The 20,482-nt window shown below is 33.6% G+C and carries 16 protein-coding genes; 11 read left to right on the top strand and 5 right to left on the bottom strand.

Annotated elements, in window-relative coordinates; genetic code table 11:
- Positions 1-83: 83 nt before the first annotated feature.
- The 5 genes from QMO11_RS08605 to QMO11_RS08585 all read right to left on the bottom strand — a co-directional run bounded on the left by QMO11_RS08605 (position 84) and on the right by QMO11_RS08585 (position 7,645).
- Positions 84-1,070: a Gfo/Idh/MocA family protein gene (locus QMO11_RS08605; RefSeq protein WP_282036910.1), complete on the bottom strand. Its 987-nt coding sequence runs from the start codon at positions 1,068-1,070 to the stop codon at positions 84-86.
- Positions 1,071-1,078: 8 nt separating this feature from the next.
- A complete protein-coding gene (locus QMO11_RS08600) occupies positions 1,079-3,637 on the bottom strand; it encodes a DUF3352 domain-containing protein (protein ID WP_282036909.1) in 2,559 nt (852 codons plus the stop codon).
- A 159-nt stretch (positions 3,638-3,796) separates the two neighbouring features.
- Positions 3,797-6,157 (bottom strand): type IX secretion system anionic LPS delivery protein PorZ, encoded by a 2,361-nt coding sequence (gene porZ / locus QMO11_RS08595; RefSeq protein ID WP_282036908.1) that lies wholly within the window; start codon positions 6,155-6,157, stop codon positions 3,797-3,799.
- 3 nt (positions 6,158-6,160) lie between these two features.
- Positions 6,161-6,736: a non-canonical purine NTP diphosphatase gene (locus QMO11_RS08590; protein WP_282036907.1), complete on the bottom strand. Its 576-nt coding sequence runs from the start codon at positions 6,734-6,736 to the stop codon at positions 6,161-6,163.
- Positions 6,737-6,811: 75 nt separating this feature from the next.
- A complete protein-coding gene (locus QMO11_RS08585; RefSeq protein ID WP_282036906.1) occupies positions 6,812-7,645 on the bottom strand; it encodes a universal stress protein in 834 nt (277 codons plus the stop codon).
- Positions 7,646-7,738: 93 nt separating this feature from the next.
- On the opposite strand from QMO11_RS08585, the gene QMO11_RS08580 reads away from it, so the two are divergent.
- From QMO11_RS08580 to QMO11_RS08530, 11 genes are all read left to right on the top strand, one after another.
- Entirely contained in the window at positions 7,739-9,505 is a 1,767-nt protein-coding gene (locus tag QMO11_RS08580; protein ID WP_282036905.1) for an adenylate/guanylate cyclase domain-containing protein, read from the top strand.
- 115 nt (positions 9,506-9,620) lie between these two features.
- Positions 9,621-9,998 (top strand): bactofilin family protein, encoded by a 378-nt coding sequence (locus tag QMO11_RS08575; RefSeq protein ID WP_282036904.1) that lies wholly within the window; start codon positions 9,621-9,623, stop codon positions 9,996-9,998.
- 15 nt (positions 9,999-10,013) lie between these two features.
- Positions 10,014-10,364, top strand: a complete 351-nt coding sequence (locus QMO11_RS08570) for a hypothetical protein (protein ID WP_282036903.1) — start codon at positions 10,014-10,016, stop codon at positions 10,362-10,364.
- A gap of 33 nt (positions 10,365-10,397) precedes the next feature.
- Entirely contained in the window at positions 10,398-11,459 is a 1,062-nt protein-coding gene (gene atpB, locus QMO11_RS08565; protein WP_282036902.1) for a F0F1 ATP synthase subunit A, read from the top strand.
- A 34-nt stretch (positions 11,460-11,493) separates the two neighbouring features.
- A complete protein-coding gene (gene atpE, locus QMO11_RS08560) occupies positions 11,494-11,703 on the top strand; it encodes an ATP synthase F0 subunit C (protein ID WP_171973234.1) in 210 nt (69 codons plus the stop codon).
- 33 nt (positions 11,704-11,736) lie between these two features.
- Positions 11,737-12,234 carry a F0F1 ATP synthase subunit B gene (gene atpF, locus QMO11_RS08555; protein ID WP_068474800.1) on the top strand — a complete coding sequence of 166 codons (498 nt, stop codon included), beginning with the start codon at positions 11,737-11,739 and terminating at the stop codon, positions 12,232-12,234.
- Between the two features lie 18 nt (positions 12,235-12,252).
- Complete coding sequence (gene atpH / locus QMO11_RS08550; RefSeq protein WP_282036901.1) at positions 12,253-12,789, top strand: ATP synthase F1 subunit delta; 537 nt, start codon at positions 12,253-12,255, stop codon at positions 12,787-12,789.
- A gap of 26 nt (positions 12,790-12,815) precedes the next feature.
- Entirely contained in the window at positions 12,816-14,399 is a 1,584-nt protein-coding gene (atpA, locus tag QMO11_RS08545; RefSeq protein WP_282036900.1) for a F0F1 ATP synthase subunit alpha, read from the top strand.
- A 7-nt stretch (positions 14,400-14,406) separates the two neighbouring features.
- Complete coding sequence (gene atpG / locus QMO11_RS08540; RefSeq protein ID WP_282036899.1) at positions 14,407-15,282, top strand: ATP synthase F1 subunit gamma; 876 nt, start codon at positions 14,407-14,409, stop codon at positions 15,280-15,282.
- A 260-nt stretch (positions 15,283-15,542) separates the two neighbouring features.
- Entirely contained in the window at positions 15,543-19,277 is a 3,735-nt protein-coding gene (metH, locus tag QMO11_RS08535; protein WP_282036898.1) for a methionine synthase, read from the top strand.
- A gap of 141 nt (positions 19,278-19,418) precedes the next feature.
- Positions 19,419-20,372, top strand: a complete 954-nt coding sequence (locus QMO11_RS08530) for a methylenetetrahydrofolate reductase (protein ID WP_282036897.1) — start codon at positions 19,419-19,421, stop codon at positions 20,370-20,372.
- Positions 20,373-20,482: the final 110 nt, after the last annotated feature.

Genomic DNA, 20,482 nt, shown 5'->3' with positions numbered 1-20,482 from the left:
TATTAAGAATTTGTGGTTTTCTCAGATTTACAAATAAAAAAAGCCCAACTGTTATAGTTGAGCTCGTATTACAATTAATTTGTTTATACTGTAACCCAACTATTTATTTCCGATGATTTAAATATCGCATCAATAACTGCTGCATTATTAATTGAATCTTGAGCAGATATTGGAAGATCTTGATTCTTAATAATTGCCTCGGCAAATGCTTCAAACATCAAGCCATATTGATCGCTTACTTCAAATGTAAGCTTTCTACTGCCTTGAGCAGTGTGCACCCACACTTCACTCTCAGTATCAACATAAGTATTAAACGGAATAGGTATAGATATTCGCCCTGCTGCGCCTACAATTTCAACATTCTGGTTTGCTTCGGATAATGTTGATACATTAAAAGTTACATTAGCACCTTCAAAATCCATTAGAGCCGATGATAATATATCTGTTTTTGTTTCCTCGTTTCTATTCAATAAAGAAACTACCCTTTTGGGTTCACTCCCTAATAAAAAGCGAGGTACAGAAACGGCATAACAGCCAATATCATACATCCCTCCTCCACCAAATTCTTTAATATTTCTAATATTAGCTTTACTCGGATTGTTATACGAAAATGCGACATTAATATACTGAATGGCTCCAATTTGGTTGGTATCAACAATGTTTTTAACATGTAGCCATAATGGATGAAATTTATACATAAAAGCCTCCATCAACAAAACATTTTTTTGCTTTGTGTAAGTAAATACATCTAATGCTTCTTCTCTATTAAGAGAAATGGGTTTCTCGCACAATATGGGCTTATTTGCATCGGCACATTTTTTAATCCACTCACTATGCAGATGATTGGGAAGTGGTATATAAATGACATCAACATATTCGTCACTAAGTAAATCCTCATAGTTACCATAGCTGACAGGAATCCCAAATTTACTAGAAACCTTTTTTGCTTTTTCTTCAGATCTTGAGGCTATAGCGTATAACTCACAATTATTCGTATTTTTTAGAGGTAGTATAATTCGTTTAATTAAATGGTTTGATGCCCCTAATACCCCTATTTTAAGTTTATCCATAATTGAATCTATTGAACTGTATAGTTATATAAATAATTATTTTCTCCTCCAACAATTAAATTAAAGTTAGATTTCTTTTTAGTGAGAAACCCAATACTAAAACGAGAAGAACCTTTTAAAGGGAAGTTTTTATAAAACGACCCATCCTTATTGATAAGGTAAATCTTTTTATTTTCTTCATCATAAACACCAATTTTATAATCAGTAGACGAGAATTGATAAATATCTGCATGCAACGCTAAAGTCCCCTTAATATCAATTGATGCCATTTCTTTAAACTTATTATTATAAATCATCACTTTATTCTGTGTGACTAAAATATACGATGTTTCACTACCTTTACTAACCATAGTAAAGTAATGCGAAAGCTCTGTATTAAGAAGGTTTTTAGTTGTAACATTACCATCTTTCAAATCAATAAATCGGATATTTGCATAAGAATCAGTGGTAACTAGTTTATTGTTTACACAGAAAACTGAACTTAATTTATTTCGTGAAAAATCGTCCTTGATGGTGAGCCTAGTTTCTCCTCTACGATTCAAAACATAATTTCTATTCTCATCGGCATAAATAATATAGTCGTTTCCATTATTTCGAATGTGCTGAATTTCTTGACTGACTATATGCTCTGATTTGGAGGCTTTCCAACCCGTAATTATGCTCCCCTTTTTATCATACACTTGAGTTTTATGATCTGCTGTTGCAATAAAAATCCGATAATTTTTATTTTTATCATAGTCAAACAAGGCTAAGCCATTGGTAGCTTTATTTGAAAGATTAATGGGATAACGCTCAACATTATTGCCATTTCTATCTAACAAATAAATACGATCCTCTGTATTAAATAAATATTGAAGTTTATTATTCTTATAGAAATCAATTTGATAAATATCACTGAGTATTGGCTTGTTGAGTTTTTTCTCCCACAAAATTCTACCATCTGGAGTTATAAGATAAACTTTATTACTCAAATCCTGAATTAATATTTCTTTTTCCTTTGTATAATGATTTAGTACAATACTTGGCTTAAGGTGCACAGAGCTATCAAGTTTACTTTGCCATATTGTTTGCGGTTCCTGGCTACGCGAAGGGTTATGTTGTATGCAAATATTAGAATACAGCATATTATTGTTAGTTGCCAATTGAATTCCTAAGCCATAAAAGTTATTAAGAGCTTCTTTCTGCTCTGCGTTAGGATTTAATAAAGTACACTTTGGTTTAGGGTTAAAATGCTTGGCTACATTCGCTAGATTACAATAAAAATAAACATTCTGCTTTGAAGCAAAATTTTCTGAGAAGATTTTATTATAACTATTATAATGGATAGTTTTACCTAGAATATTAGCATATAGAATCTGCTTAAGCGATTCTTTAGTATTTGCGAAAAATATATGATTATTATAAAATGAGAAATATTTGCTTGGAGTATAAGGCAGTAAATGTTTGAAGATATTCGTAAAATCGTTTTCGCGATCGTTTTTATAAATAGCGATCTTTGTTTGTTTATCTAACTGGTAAAAACTTGTCTCCTTTAATGGCTTGTTAAACAGCTTAGATAAACTACTTTTTGCTCTGTTCTCACTTTTGGTTTTCAACACTAAAAAACTGCCTTCTTTAGGGCTTAAACTATTTATATTCGCATCAACTAATGCAAATTCGCTATCCATTAATTCAAAAATTAAATCTTCAGAATTGCCATTCGAAAACCCTTTTTTATAATCCGATTGAAGATTATTATTTTTAAGGTACGTATTAAGATTATTCTTAAGCTTTGTAGATTTATTATAAGTATAAGCAAGGATAAGACCTGAATTAGCCGGAATTACTTTTGAAATCTTAGAATATTGTGGACTACAATCTTTAAATATCTGATTTAATTTATTCTGATTCTCGTTAGAACTAATAAAACCATTCAATAACAACTTATCATCCTTAATATTTACATCAAACTCAGCCCAAGATCCAAAAAACTTCAACCCTTTAAGTTCAGGATAATAAGATCTATCAAACAATGGTAATAGAGCATCTGGTATTCTATCAAAGTTAACAAACAGATTTGCATCATCCGATTGCCCCATTGTTTTTAATACCAAATTAAAAGAAGTATCATCTAACAAGGAGATTGCAGATTGAACCTGTCGTATCGATTTTTCTACTAAAAGACTTGACTTACTTACTATTAAAATACCCGAGGTGAAAGAAACATAGTAATTATCTGATTGCGGTAATACTATCTCATATATATCATTAGCATTATACCTTCTCTTGTCAACATGAAATCCATTGGGTAAAGATCCTCTAAGGTAATCTTTGATACTACTTTCTTCAGCTTTATTTTTTAAGCGATATAAGTATAAAGCATCAATTGATCTATCGCCACTCGTGTGTAAAGAAACACTCAAATTATTTGATAAAATTTGATTAAGAGGGGTCTCTACTACATTATCAATGAGTACATCAGAATGTTTGACAAAATCATTAAACCAATTAAAACTTTCAAGTTCTTTTTTGTAATTAGTTTTATTTAGAATTGTTTTATAGGTCCCCTTTAAGTTATTAATACGCATAATACAAAACGCATTATCTGGAACAGCCTTTATTATATTATTATTACTATAATTTTTTAAACTTGAGAAATAAATGTAACAAAAAACGAGGCTTAGAAATAGTACAACAGATAGTATAATTAGCGTTACCTTTTTAAGCATTATTCTCTAAATCTAAAATTAATTTATAATCATTATTTTTGTGGATACAGTTTCAGATCCATCTTTATTTGTAGCGTATACAATATACACTCCTGACTTTACTTTATCATTGTAAATATTACGCCCATTCCAAACCAAACGCCCTCCAAGTGAGATACCTTGATAAACTAATTTACCGCTGACATCTGTAATACGCACAGTTGAGTCGTCAACTAAATTTGCAATAGTAATCACACCCTCATACCCAGGCTGAACAGGATTTGGAAATGCATAGACTTCATTATACGACTCTTTACCATTTACTGCTTCATTCATATAAGAAACTATCCCATTATCTGTCCCAAAATATACCATCCCATTACTTGGGTCAATCGCAATTGTAGTTATAAAATTTGAAAGTAAAGGAGAATTATCTTTATTAAAGTGATGAATCGTTTTAATGCCATCTGGTGAAACACAGTAGACACCATCAGTTTCTGTCCCGATCCACTTTCTATTTGCACCATCAACAACAATAGATGAAATGGATACATTATCCAATAAGTAATCTGCTAGATCACTACCATCATCTCTCGATATTTTGATTCGAGATGAAACAGGCTTTTCTTCTTCAAATATTCTATCTGGTCTATAATAAACCAAAACTCCAGAATTCGTACCTATCCAAATGTAACCATCCTTATCTTCACAGAGTGCATTTGGAATTACATCAATAACTGCTCCATTCTCATCCCAGAATTTTAAATATTCACAACGGCTATCTTCAGATCCTTGAATGGGACCTTTTACAGTATCATCAGTGCCATCATCTATGGTTTGATTAAAATTAAATACATACATACCTGGATTCACATATTTTCCGACACTCCAAAGAAATTTATGAGTTGAATAAAGCATTGAATGATATCTTGGTCTGTGTATACCATTCTCATCAAAGTTATAGTATTTATACTTAAACCAATCAGAGTCTTTAGTTTTAATAAGTATCGGGTTTGAAGTTTCATAATCTACATCACCTCCTTGATTATTAATATAAAGATTTCCTTCTTTATCAGTAGTTAACCCATTCACTAAGTTCCATACATATACTTTTTCAATAAGGCTATTCTCATTCGTAAAATGATTTACTATTTTAGTATCAACAAATTCAACTACCCCATATCTACTAGCAACATAAGCCCTATTTTTATTGCGTGAATCTATAGCAATATCACAGAAATTACTAAGACTTGCTAAATACGGATCGGTATATTTATTAACTCGTGTCCATGTGTTTTGTTGATAAATAGAAAGTTCTGCTGGGTAACTTCTAGGCGACCATGAGAATTCATGTCGAATACCAGGAACAGCATATACAACACCCTCTGAAGCGGCAATCTTATAGGTTCTGTTTGTTGAAGGACCATTAGGCAAATATTGAATATCGTAAGGTGCTTGCTTTTCGACCAAACCTAAAACTTCATCTCCAAGCCAAGTCTTATTATCCTCTTCTATTACCGAAGTAAAATTGGGAGTACAATTTATATCTTCTAAGTTATAAAAGGTGAATTTACGTTGAAGTTCAAGACTATTATTCAAGACCTGAATACTATCCTTAAATATTGAATATATCAATTTCTCTGCCTGCTGATATTTTACAAAAGAAGACTTAATAACACGCGAACTCCACTTGTCTCCAATATTATTTTCTTCATATAATTTATTATTTGATTTTCTGACAGCTAAAATTCCTGAACCATGAGGTATAATATCGAGAAACTCATTGGCTGGATAAACATTCTTCCAAGTTTCATAAAATGCAAGTGCATTGCTCGCTATAGGAGCTCCTAATATACCGATCTCAGTTGCTGCATAAATAGAATCATTTTGCGTACAAATCTGATTTATATTTATCTCCGCTGCATTATCCCCAATATAATAAGTATCTCTAATCTCATGATTTTTATAATCAACTACCAATATTCCAAAATCTGTAGAACAGAAAGCTTGATTATTTACTATCGTAATATTATTAATAACTTTCGAAACGGATAATTGCTTTAACTTAAGGTCGGGAATATTAATACAATTATCACCCTCAATTATATCTATATTCCCATTTTCATAACCAATCATAATGCTCTTCTGATCTGGAAGAATTATTGCTGCTGATATATCCACATCACTTAACCTGTTAAGCTTTGTGTATTTCGTCATTGTTTCTTCTTCAGAATCGATAACAAAATATCCATTTCTTGCAAAGGCAAATACTTTATTCCCAGATTTCTGTACCTGAAAAACATCATTCACGGCTATATGCTCTTGCCAAGTTCCAATAGGAACTTGAGCAAAAATAACCGAATATGAAAGTGATAGTATAATTAATAGTACCTTGTTCATTATTTATAATTGATTTAAAAAATCTATCAATTTATTAACCGCCAATGCTCTATGACTTATTGTATTTTTTACCTCAAAATCCAATTCAGCAAATGTCTTTGTATAACCATCAGGAATAAAGATTGGATCATACCCAAATCCTTTACTTCCAATGGGTGAATCTGATATAACACCATTCACAATTCCTTCAAACAAAAATTCTTCGTTATTTATAATTAATGATATTACCGTCTTAAATCTGGCTTTTCTATCCTTAACTCCTTTTAAATTATTAAGAAGCAATTTCATATTCGCATTGGCATCTTTGGCCTCCCCGGCATACCTGGCACTATAAACCCCTGGTTCTCCATTCAAGTATTCTACTTCGAGACCTGTATCATCTGCAAAACAATTTATTTTATACTTGTTAGCAACAAACGAGGATTTTTGAGTAGCATTAGCTTCAATAGTATTGCCTGTTTCTGGAATCTCGTCAAAACAACCAATCTCGTTCAATCCCTTTAAAGAAATTGAATCCTTCAGTAGCTCTTTTACCTCTGATAATTTATTCGTGTTATGAGTTGCAAATACAAGGTTCATATTTTATTTAATATTTGTTATAAAACAAAAAACAACGACAGTTAGGCGTTGTTTTTTATACTATGAATAATTTATTTAGAAACCGCCATAACCATATTTCATCAGATCAGTTCTTGGATTCACTACCATTGCAGGTATTTTATGCTCATTAGCGATAATTTGCTGCTCTGCAGTTCCAAGCACATAATCATGAAAGGCAATATCTCTAGTTGTCATCGTCATAATTACATTAGCCTCTATTTGTTTTGCAAATGCAATTGTTTCTTGGGCCAAAGATTCTTTTCCTGTTGAAATAGACAATTCATAATTAATATTCCTCTCTGAAAGAAAATTCTTACAAAATGCTAAATTGGCTTTTGTTCTTGAGTCAACCTCGCCTCCTTTACTTGAAATTCCGAATAGATAAATTTTGGTATGATAAAATTTACTTAAGAAATCTACCCAGATTAGTTTCTCTTTATTCTCAGTTTTGAAATTAACTGGGAAAACTACTTTACGAACCTCATTAGGAGCAGGAGGGTCTTGAACCACTAAAAATGGTATTTTTGAACCCACAATAACTTTCAGCGCCCAACTTCCAGTCAACTTTTGCATCCCCTTAATTCCATGAGTTCCCATAACAAGCATAATGGCACCTATCTCATCGGCAACATCATTTATTGTTTTAAAAATAGTACCCTCTCTCACTATTCCTTTAAACGTAGTTTTAGGATTGATGGTTTTAAGTTTTTGTATTTCATCCTCTAACGCTACAGTTGCTTCATCTATACCCACGTCCTTTTTTACTATATGCAGCAAGGCTATAGTAGCATTTTGCTTTAATGATAATATCTTAGCATGTTCTATTGCATTGAATGCTATAGGCGTAAAGTCGAATGGTACAACAATGATTTTTTCAGAATTCTCCATATGTGTGCTTATTAAATAAACTTGGTTTATTTTGCGAATAAATATACTACTTTTGATATAAATACAACTACATAATTATAAAATCTAATAATCTTGAAAATTAAATCTCTACATATAAATCTCTATTTGTGGTTGTTCATTTCTCTACTAATATCGGAACTATCTCTTCTTTCGCAGAATAAACAAATTCTGATCGATAACATAACGGTTAACTTAGATACAATATTGTTAGATGAAGATTCAATTATTTATATTAATAAAAATGATTTATTAACCTTTGATCTTGGATCTAAAAATTCACAACCTACACTTAAGATATTCTACCTAAAAGGGATGCAATCTAACTGGTCAGATTCAACCTATCAAAATTCGGTTTCATACAGTAACTTAAATCCTTCAGAGTATACATTCTTCGTAAAAACTAATCAATTAGCTGAAAAAGTTAATATTAAGGTTAGAAGCCATTATTGGCTTTGGTTTTTATTGGCATTGATTTTACTAATAGCCCTTATTTTTGTAGTTAGAGGATCACTCAGAAAACATATAAATAACCGGATTGATATTTATAAAAAAGCTCTTGGTGTAAACTTCTTTAAAACCGACCAATCTAGAGTTGATAATATTCTTACGAAACAACAATCATCTAAAAGAAAATATAACAAGGTAACTGTTTTATTCGCCGACATACAAGGGTTTACAAAAATAGTAGAGCATTTAAACCCAGAAACACTTATTGATGAATTAGATCGGTTTTTCATACGCTTCGATGAGGTTGTTGAAAAGTATCGTATTGAAAAAATTAAGACTATTGGAGATGCCTATATGTGTGCAGGAGGAATACCTGATAAAAATAGCACTAACCCTATAGAGGTTATTCTTGCAGCTTTAGAAATGCAAAAATTTATGAAACAAGCAAATATCGACGACAAAAAGGAAGTTGGAGATTTTTGGGAAGTAAGAATTGGCGTCCACACAGGGCCTGTTATTTCAGGAACTATAGGGAGAAAGAAACTATCATTCGACATTTGGGGCGATAGTGTAAATATTGCTAGCCGGATGGAATCTTCTGGGATTGCTGGGAAGATTAATATTTCAGGAGTAACATATGAACTGGTAAAAGATTTCTTCGATTGTGAATATAGGGGGAAAATGCCTATTAAATACAAAGGTGAAACCGATATGTATTTTGTTACTCGAATTAAAAAAGAACTCTCGATTGATGGTTTAGGAATTATTCCCAACAGTAAATTTATTACTAAAATAAAATGGATACAATATATTGATATCGAAGAAAATATTTTAGACCTTTTAGAAAACAAATTATCCAAAAACCTACATTACCATAGTGTATTTCATACAATTGACGTATGCACACAGGTAGAAATTATAGGAAGAGCCGAAGGCCTTTCAATGGATGAATTACTAATAGTAAAGATTGCTGCACTTTTTCATGATGTTGGCTTTATTAATGTAATAGATAATCATGAAGAAGAAAGTGTAAAAATCGCTCAAGAGATTCTTCCTAATTTTAGGTACTCTGTTGAGGAGGTTGAGCAAATCTGTAATCTAATAATGGTAACGAAACAAAATACGACACCTACAACCTTATGTGAGAAAGTACTAAAAGATGCGGACCTGGATTATTTAGGCAGAGCTGATTTTATTCCAATCTCTGATCGCTTATGGAAGGAAATATGTGTTTGCCATACTAAAATGTCATTAAATGAATGGCATGAATACCAACTAGAGTTCTTAAAAACTCATAGATATTATACCAAAACTGCACAAGACCTTAGACAGGTTAAAAAAGAAAAACAAATTAAGAAATTAGTGGATTTAATAACAGACAAAAATAATTAGTTCAATATTTTAACTAAAAATAGCACTTTAAATACCCCAAAAATTTAAATTTTTATTTTCTTTGGTGGGCAATTATTATAGCATGTGGTTTAAAAAGAAAAAATTAAATAATAGTATGGCAAAATCAAATGAAACCGATAATAAGCTACCCAATATGATTGGTTCTGGAACCAAAATTATTGGAAATGTAGAAACCAACGGTGATATTAGGATTGATGGAGAGATTGAAGGGAATATCATATCTAAGGGAAAGGTAGTTATTGGTTCCAAAGGAAAAATTATTGGGGAGGTACAGTGTGTAAACGCTGAATTATCAGGTCTTATTCAAGGTGTGATTAAAGTGTCTGAATTACTATCTCTTAAAAATGCATCTAAGCTACTAGGAGACATTTTTACGGCTAAATTGTCAATAGAGCCAGGGGCTACATTTACAGGATCGTGTAAAATGGGAGATGTAAATCAACCTAAAACTGAAATAAAAGAAAAAGGTTAATTCAAATTAACCTCAATGAAGTTATCAACCATAAGGATTATATTACTTAGTTTAATAGTATTAGGAAATTATCTATTAGCACAGTTATTTTTACCAAATCTAAAAATAGAAATACTATATATAAACTTATATATGGCTCTAGTTTTTGGGGGTATTTTATACACTTTTAGTCTTGCAATTAAAAAGGTAAAAGATAAAACGTTAATCATTTCAATAATACTTACTTCGGTAAGATTTACAATGGCCTTAATTTATCTTTTACCAATTATTTTAAGTAATAATCCATATAAGATTCAACTTTCTCTCGTATTTATGGTTAATTATTTATTCTACCTTGGCGTTGGCTTTACTGTCGATAACAAGTAAGGATCTTAAAAAATACAACAACAGTCATTACTAATGAAAAAAGTTTTTAGTTTACTCCTCGTAATATTGGTTTCTATACCTCTTTTTGCTTCTGAAAAAAGCTCAAAAGACGAAGAGTTTGACCCTACAGATCTCATTATGCATCATATTTCAGATGCACACTCTTGGCATGTTGTATCTTGGGGTGAGGGAGAAAACGAAAAACACATCGAAATTCCTCTTCCTATATTGCTTTATAGCGAAGGGAAAATACATACCTTCTTATTTTCAAAGTTTGATAAAAAAACTCATATCGCGCAAAGCAAAGGACAGTATTTCATATACGACCACGGAACTATTTACCAAACCAATAAAGAAGGAGTTGTAACAAAAGATAGTCACGGCCATATCGTCAATGAAAAACCTTTTGACTTTTCATTAACAAAAAATGTATGGTCGATGTGGTTATCACTAATAATTATTTTAGCAATTTTCATAACAATTGCTAAAATGTATTCCGATAAACCAAGTAGACCCAAAGGGATACAATCATTTTTTGAGCCAATCATTATTTTTGTAAAAAATGACATTGCAGAAGAGCAAATAGGAAGCCATAAGGCGCATAAGTTTGTACCGTACTTACTAACAGTGTTTTTCTTTATATGGATTAACAACTTAATTGGTTTAGTACCCTTCTTTCCTGGAGGCAGCAACTTTACTGGGAATATTTCAGTTACAATGGTGTTGGCAATTATGACTTTCATAGTCACAAATATTAATGGATCAAAAAGCTATTGGAAACATACATTAACAGCCCCGGGAGTTCCGGCTTTTGTTAAGGTGTTATTAGTGCCCGTAGAAATAATAGGATTATTTACAAAGCCATTTGCATTAACAATTCGTTTATTAGCAAACATTACCGCAGGACATATTATTATACTAAGTTTAGTATGTTTAATATTTATTCTAAATACAGTAATAATATCTCCTGTATCTGTATTATTATCAATGGTAATGTTTATGCTAGAGCTTTTAGTGGCTTTATTACAAGCTTATATATTTACATTACTCTCAGCCATGTTTATAGGTATGGCTGTTGCAGATGAAGAACATTAAGAATTAAAATAAATATAAAATAAAAATTGAGATTATGGATTCAGTAGTTATTACATCTTTAGGTTTAGGTTTAATCGTTATTGGTGCGGCTTTAGGTATTGGAAAATTAGCCAATGGTGCTATGGAAGCAATGGCTCGCCAACCAGAGATTAGTTCTAAAATTCAAACTGCTATGATTGTAGCTGCGGCTCTTATTGAAGGCGTTGCCTTATTTGCCGTTGTTGTTGCTTTATTAAAAGGATAATTATTCCCATTTGTATGGGTTAAATTTAAGACTATGGACTTTTTATTAACTCCAAATCCTGGTTTAGTCATCTGGACTACCATTTCGTTTGTTGGATTATTCTTAGCACTAAAAAAATATGCTTGGGGACCAATCCTACAAGCCCTAAAAGTGCGAGAAGATACCATTGAATATTCTTTACAAGCAGCAGAAAAAGCTAAGGCTGATGTTGAAGAAATGGTAGCAACCCGTCAAAAAATGATGGATGAGGCTAAAAAGGAAAGAGATGAGCTCTTAAAAGATACTCGTGCTTTAAAAGATAGCATTCTTGCTGAGGCAAAAGAAAGCGCTCAGGAGGAAACGCAAAAATTGTTAAATGTTGCCCGTAAACAAATCGAAACAGATAAGCTAACGGCCATTAATCAATTAAAGAACCAAGTAGCTGACATGTCAATTCAAATTGCCAGTATTCTTATCGATAAAGAAATTGATACAGATGAAAAACAAAAGGAATTAATCAACAAGCACTTGGACAAAGCGAATTTCAACTAATTAAGCGAATAAAATTTCATGGATTATAGTTTAATATCTGTTCGTTACGCAAAAGCCTTATATTTATTAAGCATAGATAAAAACATCTCTGAAAAGGTGAATGAAGATATGCAATTGATAAAAGAGCAATATGGCAATAGCAACAAACTAAGCGAATTTCTCAATAGTGCTGTAATACCGAAAAATAAGAAAAAGAAATTATTTCAAGATGTTTTCGGGGAGCATGTGAATGAAGTTACCATGAAGTTTTTAACTATGCTAGTTGATAACAATCGAGAAGGAATGCTTCAATACATTACTTTGGATTTCATTGCAATGTATAAAAAGGAACAACAGATAAAAACAGTTACGCTTTATACAGCCATTCAGCTCGATAAAGAATACATTACTGATATTCAGTCCTTTTTAGCAAAAGAGCTTAAATCTATTGTTGAATTAGAAGTTGTTGTAAGAGAACATTTAATTGGAGGATTTATGCTTATGCTTGATGGAAAATTAATTGATACTACAATTTCATCAAAGCTAAAACAAATTAAAAAACAACTATTAAGTTAGTTACTACTGGTTAAAGATTAATACCAATGGAAAAAATAAAGCCAGCCGAGATATCGGAATTATTAAAAAAACAGATAGAAGGTTTTACTTCTAATACTGATCTTGAAGAGGTTGGTACTGTGCTGCAGGTAGGTGATGGAATTGCCCGTGTTTACGGCTTGCAAAATGTACGTGCTAACGAACTTGTTGAGTTTGAAAGTTGCAATGGTATTGTTTTAAACCTTGAGCAAGATAATGTCGGGGTTGTTCTTTTAGGATCTTCTACTGGGATTAAAGAAGGCGATATTGTAAAACGTACCAATAGAATTGCTTCGGTAAAAGTTGGCGATGGTATGCTCGGACGTGTTGTAGACACTAATGGTTATCCTATCGATGGACGAGGTGCCATTGAAGGTGAAGTTTATGAATTTCCCCTTGAACGTAAAGCGCCTGGTGTTTTATACCGTCAACCGGTAAAAGAACCTTTACAAACAGGTTTAAAGGCTATTGATTCAATGATTCCAATCGGCCGTGGTCAGCGTGAGTTGATTATTGGCGACCGTCAAACTGGTAAAACAGCCATTGCCATTGATACCATCATTAATCAAAAAGAATTCTACGATCAAGGCAATCCAGTATACTGTATTTATGTTGCTGTGGGGCAAAAAGGATCAACTGTAGCCGGAATTGTAAATACATTAGAAAAGTATGGCGCAATGCCTTACACTACAGTAGTTTCTGCAACCGCTGCCGATCCTGCTGCAATGCAATTTTATGCACCCTTTACAGGTACTGCTATTGGAGAGTATTTTAGAGACACAGGCCGTTCTGCCTTAATTATTTATGATGATTTATCGAAGCAAGCGGTTTCATATCGTGAGGTTTCGTTACTACTTCGTCGTCCTCCTGGTCGCGAAGCTTATCCTGGGGATGTATTTTATTTGCATTCACGTTTATTAGAACGCTCTGCAAAAATAATTGAGTCAGATGAGATTGCATCAAAAATGAATGATCTACCTGATTCGATTAAAGGAAAAGTAAAAGGCGGCGGTTCATTAACTGCACTTCCAATTATTGAAACACAAGCTGGTGATGTATCTGCCTATATCCCAACCAATGTAATTTCCATTACTGATGGTCAAATTTTCCTTGAAGGCAACTTATTTAATGCCGGAGTACGACCAGCCATTAATGTAGGTATTTCCGTTTCTCGTGTAGGTGGTAGTGCCCAAACTAAAGCGATGAAGAAAGTATCTGGTACACTAAAACTTGATCAAGCTCAATATCGCGAACTTGAAGCTTTCTCAAAATTTGGTTCTGATCTTGATCCCGCTACAAAGGCGATTTTAGATAAGGGTCGTAAAAATGTTGAGCTATTAAAACAACCTCAATATTCACCTGCTAAAGTGGCACATCAAGTCGCTTTAATCTATTGTGGTACGCAAGGCTTAATGTCTGATGTAGCATTAGAAAAGGTTAAAGAGTTTGAAACTAACTTTATCGATGAATTAGAGATGCGTCACGCAGATGCAGTTTCAAACCTATCTAAAGGAGTGATAACAGATGCTGAAATGGAAGTAATAACAAGTGTGGCTAAAGATGTTGCCCGACGTTATAAATCAGATGAATAAAATATAGATGGCTAGTTTAAAAGACATACGAACCAGAATTGATTCGGTAAAAACAACACGTCAGGTAACCAGTGCCATGAAAATGGTATCTGCTGCCAAGCTTAAAAAAGCACAAGACGATATTGTTAAGATTAGACCTTACGCCGAAAAACTAAATGATATTATTTATGATATTATAAGTTCTTTGGAGGAAGGTCATCAATTAAAACTTACTGAAGAACGGGACTTAGAAAAGGTATTAATCGTAATGATTACATCTAATCGTGGTTTGTGTGGTGCTTTTAATTCTAACGTTAGTAAAGAAGTTAACAAACTATTAAACACTGATTTTAGCGATCTACATCAACAATCAAAAGTTGATGTTATGTCGATTGGGAAACAAGGTGAAAAGCTTTTAAAAACAGCAGGAACACTCTGTGCAATTTCAAACAATGCAGTTTATAGCGATATAGCATTCCATAATGTGGAACTAATTTCTGATCAAATCATTCTCGACTTCTTAAATAAAAAATACGATAAAGTAATTCTTGTTTATAACGAGTTTGTAAATGCAGCGGTACAGAATGTGAGTGCAAAGCAATTCCTGCCAATAGAACTGCCTAAGATTGATGTAAATCAAACATCTGATTATATTTACGAGCCAAGCATGAGTGCCGTTCTTGAAGATATAGTTCCTAAGTCATTAAAAACAATGTTTTTCAGTTCCATACTTGAATCTATTGCTTCAGAACATGGTGCCCGAATGACATCTATGCACAAGGCAACAGATAATGCAAGTGAATTAATTAGCGATTTAGAATTAAGTTACAACAAAGCACGTCAAGGAGCAATTACAAACGAAATATTAGAAATTGTTGGCGGTGCAGAGGCTTTATCTCAATAAGAAATTTTAAACTTATTATATAAAGCATCAATTACTATTTGTAATTGGTGCTTTTTTATTTAATGATATTTCTACAAATAAGATATGAAATGAATTGCTTCTAACAATCTTATACTAATATGGCCTTTGTGCCTAATATTTTGCTATTTTTGCACGCTAATTGTTAATGATTGATAAATGTCATGGTTTAAGGGGTTTGTTTCGCTTAATGCGTAAACCTTTTATTGTACAATTAGTTTAATTGGCAAATACTAGATTGAATGAGTAGAACAGAGCAACTATATAAGGCGATTGAAGAGCGTATTCTGATTTTAGATGGCGCAATGGGTAGTTTAATTCAAACCTATAAGCTTGAAGAAGAAGATTACCGCGGTGAACGTTTCAAGGACTTTCATAAACTAGTGAAAGGTAATAACGACTTACTATCTCTAACACAACCACATGTTATTAAAGAGATTCATGCCAAATATTTAGAGGCTGGTTCAGATATTATTGAAACCAATACTTTTAATTCGACTTCTATTTCGCAGGCTGATTACGATATGCAAAATGCGGTTCGTGATATTAACCTTGCTGCGGCTACTTTGGCTCGTGAAATTGCCGATGAGTTTACGGCTAATAACCCTGATAAACCTCGTTTTGTTTGCGGTTCTATTGGTCCGCTAAATATTGCACTTTCGCTTTCGCCCGATGTTAATAATCCGGGTTACAGAGCTGCAACTTTCGATGAAGTTAAAGATTCATATAAGGAGCAAATTCATGCTTTAATAGATGGCGGTTCTGATCTATTGATGATTGAAACCGTTTTTGATACCTTAAACGCAAAAGCTTGTTTATTTGCCATAGATGAGGTTTTTGAAGAAAAGGGAGTGAAGTTACCTATTATGGTTTCGGGTACAATTACCGATGCCAGCGGGCGTACTTTATCCGGACAAACCTTACAAGCTTTCTTAGATTCTATTTCGCACATGGATATCTTAAGCGTTGGCTTAAACTGTTCATTAGGGGCAGCTGAGTTAGAACCTTACATTACGGAATTAGCTAAAAGTTCACCATTCTATGTCAGCGCACATCCCAATGCAGGATTACCAAATCAGTTTGGGGAATATGACCAAACGCCCGATGAAATGTCGGATTTGATTGCTACTTGGTTAGACAAACGTAGAATAAATATATTAGGTGGTTGTTGCGGAACAACACCAGAGCATATTGCTGCATTGGCAAACACAGCTACAAAATTTGAGGTACATCCCAAACAAAAGCCTTCAGACATTACGCACTTAAGTGGATTGGAATCGCTACAAATGCGTGCCGATACCAACTTTGTGAATATAGGTGAGCGTTGTAACGTAGCCGGTTCTCGTAAGTTCTTGCGTTTAATTAAGGAGAAGAAATACGAAGAGGCTGTATCTATTGCGCGTCATCAGGTTGAAAACGGAGCACAGATTGTGGATGTAAACATGGATGATGCCATGTTAGAGGCCAAAGAAGAAATGGTGACCTTTTTAAATATGCTGATGGCTGAGCCTGATGTATCCAAGGTTCCTGTCATGGTCGATTCTTCGAAGTTCGAAGTAATAGAAGCCGGCTTAAAATGTTTACAAGGTAAATCGGTTGTAAATTCTATATCACTTAAGGAAGGCGAAGAGAAATTTAAACACGAAGCATCTATTATTAAAAAATATGGTGCTGCGGTTGTGGTTATGGCATTTGACGAGAAAGGTCAAGCCGATACCTACGAGCGCAGAATAGAAATATGCGGAAGAGCTTATAAGATATTAACAGAAGAATTGAACTTTCCGCCACAAGATATTATTTTCGATCCCAATGTATTGGCTATTGCCACGGGTATTGAAGAGCATAATAATTATGCCGTTGATTTTATTGAAACGGTAAAATGGATTAAAGCTAATTTGCCACATGCACATATTAGTGGTGGTATCAGTAATTTATCGTTTTCGTTCCGCGGAAACAATGTGGTGCGTGAGGCAATCCATTCAGTATTCTTATATCATGCCATTAAAGAAGGTTTAGATATGGGTATTGTGAACCCAGCTATGCTTCAGGTTTATGATGATATTGATAAGGAATTATTGGGCTATGTTGATGATGTAGTATTCAACCGCAGAGCTGATGCAACGGATCGTTTGGTTGATTATGCCGATAAGATCAAGGACCAAGATCAAGGCGTTGTGGAAGCACAAGTTGCTGCTTGGCGCGAAGGAACACTTGAAGAACGCTTAACCCATTGTTTGGTTAAGGGAATTAGTGACTTTCTAGATGAAGATATCCCTGAAGCCATAGAGAAATACCCAACTGCCCTATCCGTAATTGAACAACCACTAATGGATGGTATGAATGTGGTGGGTGATTTATTCGGTGATGGAAAAATGTTTTTACCACAGGTGGTTAAAACTGCGCGTGTGATGAAAAAGGCAGTAGCCATTCTTCAGCCAATCATAGAATCTGAAAAAGTTGAAGGTGCTGCATCTTCGAACGGAAAGATATTAATGGCCACTGTAAAAGGTGATGTGCACGATATTGGTAAAAATATTGTGGGTGTTATTCTAGCCTGTAACAATTACGAAATAATTGACTTGGGTGTAATGGTTCCTACCGAAACTATTTTGAAGGAAGCTATTAAACACAATGTAGATATTATTGGCTTAAGTGGTTTAATTACGCCTTCTCTAGAAGAAATGGTGAATGTGGCCAAAGAAATGAAAGCGAAGAATTTTGAGGTACCTTTATTAATTGGAGGTGCAACAACTTCAAAAATTCATACTGCGGTAAAAATTGAGCCCAATTATAATCATCCTGTGGTGCATGTTAAAGATGCCTCAAAAAGCGCACAGGTGGTAAGTCAGTTATTATCTAATAACAGCAGAGAATCTTTCGGCTTAGCCATTCGTGAAGAATATGAAAAGTTAAGAGAGAGAAATGCCAATAAAAAGGCTACCGTTATAGCTCCTATTGCTAAGGCAAGAGCAAATAATTACAAAATAGATTGGAAGCAAGAAGATATTACAACGCCTCAATTTACAGGAATTAAAGTTTTTGATGATTACGATTTAAGTGAGATTCGGAAATTTATAGATTGGACTTTCTTCTTCCAAGCATGGCAATTAACGGGTAATTACGACGGTATTGAATCTGTTAATACGCCTGAAGAAGAAACCACATGGTTGGCACAATTTAAAACTGAGTTAAGCCAAAATAAAGCAAAAGAAGCACTGAAACTTTGGAACGATTCTCAAGCTATGCTTGATAGAATGGAGAAAGAACAAATGACCAAAGCGAAAGCTGTATTTGGTTTATTCCCTGCGCAAAGTGATGGTGATGATATTGTGGTTTATACCGATGAAACAAGAACTTTAGAGCGTGGTCGTTTTAACCAAATGCGAGAGCAACAAGATAAGCCAGGTAAAAAGGCATTCCATTGTTTGTCTGATTTTGTGGCACCAATTGACTCAGGTGTGAAGGATTATATTGGTGGATTTGCGGTTACTGCAGGTTTAGGTGTTGATAAGTGGGAAAAGGCTTTTGAAGCCGATCACGATGATTATAGCTCTATTTTATTAAAATCACTTGCCGACAGATGTGCCGAAGCTTTTGCTGAGTTATTGCACTTTAGAGTACGTCGCGAATTCTGGGGCTATGCACCCGATGAAGAGTTCAATACAGAGAATTTTATACGAGAAAGATATAGAGGGATACGCCCAGCATTAGGTTATCCAGCTTGTCCTGATCATTCTGAAAAGAAATTACTTTTCGAATTAATGAATACTGAAGAAAACACGGGTATTACATTAACAGAGCATTACAGCATGTTCCCTAATGCATCTGTAAGTGGACTATATTTTGGTCACCCTGAGGCAGTTTATTTCGGAATGGGAAAAGTAGGTAAAGATCAAATACAAGATATAGCTGATAGAAGAGGGGTTGCCATCGAAGAAATTGAAAAATGGGTACCTTTAAATTTGAGTTATAAATAATATAGGTTGTCAAGTTCTTTGTTTAGCAACAAAAACTGTTTACCAATAAAGTTAATAAAGAGTATGTATTAGAATAGTTGAAGCAGAGTATGGTGTTCTACACTTAAAACGACTCACTTCAGCCTTCAAACTAAATAAAATATGACTGCTGCAGAATTAGTATTAAAAAATAAAGAGACCAAATTCTCATTTGAGTTATTACCTCCATTAAAGGGAAACGATATTGAGAAGGTTTATAAAACTATTGAATCACTTAAGGAATTCGATCCTCAGTTTATTAATATTACTTCCCATCGCGAGGAGTTTTCTTTTGTCACTAACGACAAGGGATTAATTGAGAAACGTATTATTCGTAAACGTCCTGGCACGGTAGCTGTAGCAGCTTCTATCCAAAATAAATTTGGGATTAAAGTGATTCCTCATATAATTGGTCGCGGCTTTACAAAAAGTGAAACTGAGTACGCCTTAATCGATCTTAACTTTTTAGGCATACACGATATTCTAGTATTACGAGGTGATGATACCCATAAGGATAAATATCCTGCTCGCACAGAAGAGTGTAACCAATATGCCATTGATTTAGCCAATCAGGTGAACGATTTTAACCGTGGTAAATATTTAGATGGAACAGCGAATGAGCCTGTAGCAACGCCTTTTGCTTACGGTGTTGCCGGATATCCTGAACGCCACGAAGAGGCTCCAAATATGGACTCCGATTTATTACACCTTAAAGCTAAGGTTGATGCTGGTGCCGAGTACGTAATGACTCAAATGTTTTTCGACAATCAAAAGTATTTCGATTTTGTAGATAAATGTAGAGCCATTGGCATTACTGTACCAATTATTCCAGGTATTAAACCTATCACAACAGCTAATCAGCTTACTATTTTACCTAAAATATTCAGTTGTGAAATACCAGAAGCCTTTGCCAAAGAAATTCGTAAGTGTAAAGACAACGATGCCGTCAAACAAGTTGGCGTTGAATGGTGCACACAGCAATCTTTAGAATTAAAGAAACATGGTGTACCAATTATTCATTATTATACCATGATGGCCACACAAAGCGTACGTAAAGTTGCGGAAGCGGTATATTAAATACAGTCTGCATAAAATATATAATCCGATGTTATTCAATAGCATCGGATTTTTCTTGAAATTATACTAGGTGATATATAAATACCACAATGTAATACAATAAATAACTC

This window comes from Saccharicrinis aurantiacus, assembly GCF_947489045.1.
GTDB classification, from domain to species: Bacteria; Bacteroidota; Bacteroidia; order Bacteroidales; family Marinilabiliaceae; genus Saccharicrinis; species Saccharicrinis aurantiacus.
The sequence above is the reverse complement of the archived record's forward strand: the minus strand, read 5'-3'. Positions and strand labels throughout refer to the sequence as shown.